We start from the raw sequence: 6000 nt of genomic DNA on the forward strand, positions 1-6000 counted from the left end.
ACGCGGCGTCATTGGGCAGTGCCGTCCAGGTGCCGGGCACGCCGCGCAAGAAGGCCGCCGTGGCTGGCCCGGTATCCAGCGAAACACGGGAAGCCGGCCCCCGTGTGGAACAGTTTCTGGATATCATCACGACCAGTCTGGAAGATGACAAGGCCGAGGACATCGTAGTCATCGACCTGACGGGCCGCGCGTCCTTCGCGGACCGGATGGTCATTGCGACAGGCATTGCGGATCGGCAGATCGCGGCCATGGCCGCCCATATCGACCGTAAGCTGGGCGAGGTCGGGCACAGGCGCGTGCGCACCGAAGGGGCGACCGGGTCCGACTGGGTGCTGCTGGATGCGGGAGATATTGTCGTCCATCTGTTCAAGGCGGAAGCGCGTGCGCTGTACGGTCTGGAACGGATGTGGGGGGCGGATCTGGATGTCCCGCCGGAGGCGCCAGCAACACCGGTGGAATGACGGGTGTTTCATCTGATTGCCGTCGGACGCATGAAGGACCGGGTGGAACGCGATCTGTTTGATCGTTATGCCAACCGGCTTTCACCGCGTATCAAGCTGGTGGAACTGCCCGAAGGGCGCGGCGCCCCCAATGAAATCAAGCGCCGGGAGGGACAGGCCATTCTGGCTGCCCTGCCTGATCGTGCGATTGTGGTGGCGATGGATGAAGGGGGCCGGACGTATGACAGTCTGGCTTTCTCGCGTGCGGTGGAACAGTGGGTCGAAACCCCGCGTCCCCTGTGTTTTGTCATTGGTGGGGCGGAAGGGCTGGATGCTGCCGTGGTGCAGCGTGCCGATCATACGCTTTCACTGGGCAAGATGACATGGCCGCACATGCTGGTGCGTGGCATGCTGGCGGAACAGCTGTACCGCGCCCGCGCCATTTCGGCGGGCCATCCCTATCATCGTGCCGGACGGCCCTGATTACAGGGCCAGCATGGCTGCTACCTGATTACCGCACGGAACGGTTCGGCGCGTCATCCGTATAGGCAAGGGAGGAAGAAGCACGACCGGCAATGCCTTCGGGTGCTTCCGCAACTTCGGTGCTGTTATGACGTGCACGGCCGAAGGGCTGGACCTGCGACATGACCGGCGGGTTACGCACGGCTTTCTGGTAAGCGCTCAGCATCATGTTCGATGTCGTGTCCGGCCGGGCATAGATGAAGCCGTAGGTCGGGTAAATGCTGCCAAACGCACCGTTATGGCTGTTCAGCGCCACGCGCACGGCCGACCAGTCATTGTTGGGGGAGACGTCGATCACCGGAACATCCCGGCTGATCCCACGCTGGCCCCAGTGGGACTGGTCAATGACAATGGTGCGGCTGTTGACGACCTGACGCACCACGGCCACATGGCCCAGCGGCATGCGGCGGGTGCCGCGGAAATTCAGGACACTGCCTTCTTCCGGCGCATTGCCACGGGCATACCGCCCGGCGGCCTTGTACCACCAGTCAACTGCATTGCCGCGGATTTCGACATCCGATGCCGCCTTGGCGAAGGCCACGCACTGGATGACGTGCCCGCGTTCATGTGTGCCGTGGCGGGCGCTGACGTGGTGGCTTACGCTATGTGCAACAGGATGCACATGACTGACATGCCGCCTGGTCGTTGCGTTGCCCTGTTCTGAAAACATGAATCCGAACGTAGCACTGAGAACGGAAAGCAAAACGCCACGCTTCAGGTTTCTGATCCACATTTTCCGCAATCTCTCCACCACCTTGGGGTGATTCCTTGATGACCCGCTCACATCGTGTTCATCGGAGTAGCAAGCCCTCTGCAACTCTGACAAGCCTGAGCTGTGACGGATGAACAGCAACATCGCATATTTCAATCAAAAACTTAATCTCAAATAAAAAATAGGAATATATTCTCTAACCGGACCGTTCAGCCCCTCTTTTTCAGCCGCTTACGTCAGGAAAACCGGAAGGGGGAACAGAAGCAGAATGATTCTTGGGAAGCGGGAAAGTTGCAAAAATGTGACATGTTTATCGGCATGCTTTCCCGCTTGCCGGTCGTCTTATTTGGTGGCGATCACCATGATCTCGACCAGTACGTCAGGGTGGGCCATCTTGGCTTCGATGCAGGCGCGCGCGGGTGCGCCATCCTTGGGCAGCCACGGGCCCCAGACGGCGTTCAGCGCGTCACGGTCATTGATGTCCTTCAGCCAGATCTGGGCCTGCAGCAGGCGGGTATTGTCGGTGCCATGCAGTTCCAGTGCTTCGTCGATCTGGGCCAGGATGTCCTTGGTCTGTGCCGTGATGTCGGCGGACAGGTCGCGGGCCACGAATCCCTGCGTGAACAGGAAACCATGATATTCCACCACCTTGGACAGGATGGCGTTGGGCTCGGTGCGGATAATCTTGCTCATGTCTTGATCCTGGTTGGTTGGCTGGCATGCGGATGGCCGCATGTCCTGCACTCTCTCTTTGCGCCGGTGGGGGCTGAGGTCAACCGTCTGTAAAACACCGGGCGAAATCCGCCAGCCGGGCCGGAGTGTCGAAGTCCGCCGCGATTTCCGGCCCGGCCGCCACCCGCAGCATCGTGGCCTCATGCCGGTGCAGCAGATGGCGTGCCCCCTGATCGCCCGTAAGGGCCAGAAGGGCGGGGAACAGGGTGCGGCTCCACAGTACGGGGTTGCCGCGCCTGCCGTCATGCATGGGCATGACGCCGGGGCGGTCGGGATGGGCCAGGAAGGTTTCGATCATGCGATCAATCAGGGCCGTGTCGATCAGCGGCATATCCCCCAGGCAGACCAGCGCGCCAGCAACACCCGGATGGGCGCTGGTGGTGCGTATACCCGCAGCCAGTGTTTGCGACAGGCCGCACGCATGGTCCGGCGCGGTGATGAACCGGGGTGTGCAGTCAGCTTGCGTATCCGTTAATGCCGCGGCCCTGATCTCGGCTGCGCGGTGTCCCAGCACGACAGTTACAGGGTTGGCCCGGCTTGCGGTCACGGCGCGTAGGGTGCGGGCAATCATTGGCAGGCCGGTGGCATCCGGCGCCAGCAGCTTGTGCATGGGGTGTGTGCGGCTGGACCCACCTGCCGCCAGCACGATGGCTGCGACGGACGGTCCGGCCTGCGTCATGACCAGCCCGAAATCCGCCCTAGCGGCCTGTTGTGCCGCACGGCCACGATTTCAGCCAGAATCGACAGGGCGATTTCCGCAGCTCCCACCGCCCCGATGGCCAGCCCCACGGGGCCATGGATGCGGGCGATCTGTGCTGCCGAAAATCCGGCCTCGCGCAGTCGCTCCACGCGGGATGCCTGTGTTTTGCGCGATCCCAGCGCGCCTATATAGAAGGCGTCGCCATTCAGGGCGTAATGCAGGGTGGGATCGTCCAGCTTGGCATCATGGGTCAGGGTCACGATGGCGGTCTGGTTATCTACCCCCAGCCGCGCCAGTGTCTCATCCGGCCAGTCGGTTTCCAGCGTGATGCCGGGAAAGCGTTCGGGTGTTGCCAGCTGCGTGCGGGGATCGATCACGGTTACGCTGAATCCCGTGGTCTGCGCCATGGGGGCCAGCACCTGTGCGATATGCACCGCTCCCGCAATCAGCAGGCGTGGCGGCATGGGAATAAGGTGCAGGAACCACAGGGCTTGCCCGTTCGCATCTTCCAGCCGCAGGCTGCGGCCCGTTTCAAAGACGTCCTGCGCACGGGCGGCAAGGCGCGCGTCCAGATCGCACGACGTGTTGCCCCCCGGTGCGGCATCCGTGCGGTACAGCAGGCGGGACGCGCCTGTTGCCATATCCGTCGCCACGATAACCGGCACGCGGGCGCGGCGTTTTTCCGCCACGGTTTCCAGCATGGCCAGATCCAGCGTGCCCTGTGGGTGGACCGGTGTGCGCACGGCAGCGACATACACATCCAGCAGGCCACCACAGGCAAGCCCGACCGCCCATGCATCGTCACTCGATACGCCATAGGACAGGGCCGCGGGACGTCCCGTTTCCATGACGCCCTTGGCTTCCTCGATCACCGCGCCTTCAACGCAGCCGCCGCTGACCGATCCCTCGATGCGGCCATTGGCGCAGACCGCCATCATGCTGCCGGCGGGGCGGGGGGAACTGCCCCATGTCGAGGTGACGGTCGCCAGGGCGCAGGGCTGACCCGCCCGCGCCCATTCGATCAGGAGATCCAGGGGATCCCGCGTGGATGAAACCTGTGTCATAGCAGGACTACTCTATCAGCACGCATACATGCGCACCAGCCGGTGGACATGCGTGGGTCGTCCCCCCATATATTGTCACAACATTGGGGCCACCCCGACGTGGGGGGCGCATGAATGGAGTCATATATAAATGAGTTATGTCGATCCTGCCTGGTATGTTGTTGCCGATAACATTCATGCCCGTATCCTGAAGCATGGCGAACATGGACTTGCGACGTTTGAACACCTCAAGAGCGACGATGCAAAGGGCATGGACGCCCCGCGCAATGGCGCCTACGGCAAGGTCATCGCCGAATTCCTGAACACGGCCGTGCGGCAGCAGAAGGCACCGGCCATTGCGATCGCCGCCCCCGGTGATGTCATGCACCAGATCCGCACGCATCTGGACGTGCATACCCGCCCGCTGGTGGTCAAGGAACTGGAACGTGACCTGACCAATACCCCCGACCACGAACTGGCCGGGCATTTCGACATTCCGGCCACCGGCTGGCGCCTGCCCAGCGTGGGCTGAGCAGCGACTGGTCGTCTGATGCGCCCCGCGGTAACGTGGGGCGCTTTTTTTATATGTAGGGCTCCGCGCATGCCGACACCTCTTTCCCTTGAAATCGTGCCCGTCACCGCCTTCGGTCAGAACTGTTCCATATTGTGGAACCCGGACACGCGTCATGCGGTCGTGGTCGATCCCGGTGGTGACGTGCCGCGCATCATGGCGTTCATTACGGAGAAGGGACTGTCGGTTGACGCCATCTGGCTGACCCATGGCCATCTGGACCATGCGGGCGGGGCGGATACGCTGCGGCGTGAACTGTCCGCGCGGCAGGACGCCCCGGTGCCGGTGATCGGGCCGGACCGGGCGGATGACGCGCTGCTGTCCTCCATTACCCGGCAGGCCGCCCTGTTTGGCCTGAGCGGTCTGGAAAACGTGCGCCCGGACAGGTTTGTGGAACATGGCGAGATACTGGATGCGCTGGGACATCGGTTCGAGGTGCGCCATGTGCCCGGCCATACCCCCGGTCATGTCATTTTTCATGATCCCGAATCCCGCTTCGCCTTCGTGGGCGATACCCTGTTCCGGGGCGGGGTGGGGCGTACGGATTTCCCTTATGGGAATCATGACCAGTTGATCGAAGCCATACGGCGGGAATTGCTTCCGCTGGGCGATGATGTCACGATCCTGCCCGGTCATGGTCCCGCGACGACAATCGGCGCGGAACGGAAGGGCAATCCCTTCCTGAACTGACAGGCAGATAATAAGGGTGCAGGAGAGAATTTGCGTATGATGTCCTTCAAGGCAGGCCGGTGGCTGGCCCTGGCCGCATGTATGGCCGCCGTGTCCATTCCCGCCATGGCGGCGGAAGAAACGGGGGAACCGACCCACGCGCAGCGCGCGCTGCCAACGGTGCCGCTGACCATTACATCGGCTGATGGCGTCAAGCATGTGTTTACCGTGGAAAAGGCCATGACCCCGCGGGAGCAGCAGGTGGGCGAGATGTATCGTCCGTCCGTTCCCGCTGATGGCGGCATGATCTTCGTCTGGCCCTTCCCGCGTCAGAGCGACATGTGGATGCAGCATACGCAGGCATCGCTCGATATCGTTTTTATCGGCCCGGATAACCGCGTGTCCTCGATCGTGGAAAATGCCGTGCCGCTCAGCCTGGCGCGTATCAGCAGCCATGGCCCCGTGCGCGCCACGCTGGAACTGCAGGCGGGCATTACCGAAAAATTGGGAATCGTCGTCGGTGATCGCGTGGATTCGGCTGTGCTGAATGGTGGCCCATCCCCTAAGTAATTCCCTGGATTGTTGGTTTTCTGTGGTTTTTTGTTTTCGGG

9 protein-coding genes are annotated in these 6000 nt (G+C 62.3%); 5 read left to right on the forward strand and 4 right to left on the reverse strand.

What is annotated here, in order from left to right; translation table 11 throughout:
* The first annotated feature begins 11 nt into the window (after nucleotides 1–11).
* Together rsfS and B7449_RS07435 are read left to right on the forward strand one after the other, a co-directional pair.
* Complete coding sequence (rsfS, locus tag B7449_RS07430; protein WP_039735121.1) at nucleotides 12–461, forward strand: ribosome silencing factor; 450 nt, start codon at nucleotides 12–14, stop codon at nucleotides 459–461.
* A gap of 3 nt (nucleotides 462–464) precedes the next feature.
* Nucleotides 465–923, forward strand: coding sequence for a 23S rRNA (pseudouridine(1915)-N(3))-methyltransferase RlmH (locus B7449_RS07435; protein ID WP_039735120.1), 459 nt, complete (start codon nucleotides 465–467; stop codon nucleotides 921–923).
* A gap of 28 nt (nucleotides 924–951) precedes the next feature.
* On the opposite strand, the gene B7449_RS07440 is transcribed toward B7449_RS07435, so the two are convergent.
* From B7449_RS07440 to B7449_RS07455, 4 genes are all read right to left on the reverse strand, one after another.
* Nucleotides 952–1695: a CHAP domain-containing protein gene (locus B7449_RS07440; protein WP_039735119.1), complete on the reverse strand. Its 744-nt coding sequence runs from the start codon at nucleotides 1693–1695 to the stop codon at nucleotides 952–954.
* Between the two features lie 321 nt (nucleotides 1696–2016).
* On the reverse strand, nucleotides 2017–2367 hold the full coding sequence (locus tag B7449_RS07445) for a RidA family protein (protein ID WP_039735118.1): 351 nt from the start codon (nucleotides 2365–2367) through the stop codon (nucleotides 2017–2019).
* Nucleotides 2368–2446: 79 nt separating this feature from the next.
* Entirely contained in the window at nucleotides 2447–3085 is a 639-nt protein-coding gene (locus tag B7449_RS07450; RefSeq protein ID WP_039735117.1) for a nucleotidyltransferase family protein, read from the reverse strand.
* Nucleotides 3082–4170 (reverse strand): XdhC family protein, encoded by a 1089-nt coding sequence (locus B7449_RS07455; RefSeq protein WP_039735116.1) that lies wholly within the window; start codon nucleotides 4168–4170, stop codon nucleotides 3082–3084. The genes B7449_RS07450 and B7449_RS07455 overlap by 4 nt, the downstream gene beginning before the upstream one ends.
* A 130-nt stretch (nucleotides 4171–4300) precedes the next feature.
* Between B7449_RS07455 and B7449_RS07460 the strand changes: the two genes are divergently transcribed.
* From B7449_RS07460 to B7449_RS07470, 3 genes are all read left to right on the forward strand, one after another.
* On the forward strand, nucleotides 4301–4681 hold the full coding sequence (locus tag B7449_RS07460) for a host attachment protein (protein ID WP_039735115.1): 381 nt from the start codon (nucleotides 4301–4303) through the stop codon (nucleotides 4679–4681).
* A 69-nt stretch (nucleotides 4682–4750) separates the two neighbouring features.
* Nucleotides 4751–5410, forward strand: coding sequence for an MBL fold metallo-hydrolase (locus B7449_RS07465; protein ID WP_039735114.1), 660 nt, complete (start codon nucleotides 4751–4753; stop codon nucleotides 5408–5410).
* Nucleotides 5411–5446: 36 nt separating this feature from the next.
* Complete coding sequence (locus B7449_RS07470) at nucleotides 5447–5959, forward strand: DUF192 domain-containing protein (protein WP_039735113.1); 513 nt, start codon at nucleotides 5447–5449, stop codon at nucleotides 5957–5959.
* Nucleotides 5960–6000 lie beyond the last annotated feature (41 nt).

The organism is Komagataeibacter intermedius TF2, from assembly GCF_000964425.1.
In the GTDB taxonomy this organism is placed as follows: Bacteria; Pseudomonadota; Alphaproteobacteria; order Acetobacterales; family Acetobacteraceae; genus Komagataeibacter; species Komagataeibacter intermedius.

Bases quoted from the DNA above. Each gene is read 5' to 3' on its own strand.
- B7449_RS07470 (WP_039735113.1), top strand. From the start codon at position 5,447: ATGATGTCCTTCAAGGCAGGCCGGTGGCTGGCCCTGGCCGCATGTATG.
- B7449_RS07440 (WP_039735119.1), bottom strand. From the start codon at position 1,695: ATGTGGATCAGAAACCTGAAGCGTGGCGTTTTGCTTTCCGTTCTCAGT.
- B7449_RS07455 (WP_039735116.1), bottom strand. From the start codon at position 4,170: ATGACACAGGTTTCATCCACGCGGGATCCCCTGGATCTCCTGATCGAA.
- B7449_RS07460 (WP_039735115.1), top strand. From the start codon at position 4,301: ATGAGTTATGTCGATCCTGCCTGGTATGTTGTTGCCGATAACATTCAT.
- B7449_RS07465 (WP_039735114.1), top strand. From the start codon at position 4,751: ATGCCGACACCTCTTTCCCTTGAAATCGTGCCCGTCACCGCCTTCGGT.
- B7449_RS07450 (WP_039735117.1), bottom strand. From the start codon at position 3,085: ATGACGCAGGCCGGACCGTCCGTCGCAGCCATCGTGCTGGCGGCAGGT.
- B7449_RS07445 (WP_039735118.1), bottom strand. From the start codon at position 2,367: ATGAGCAAGATTATCCGCACCGAGCCCAACGCCATCCTGTCCAAGGTG.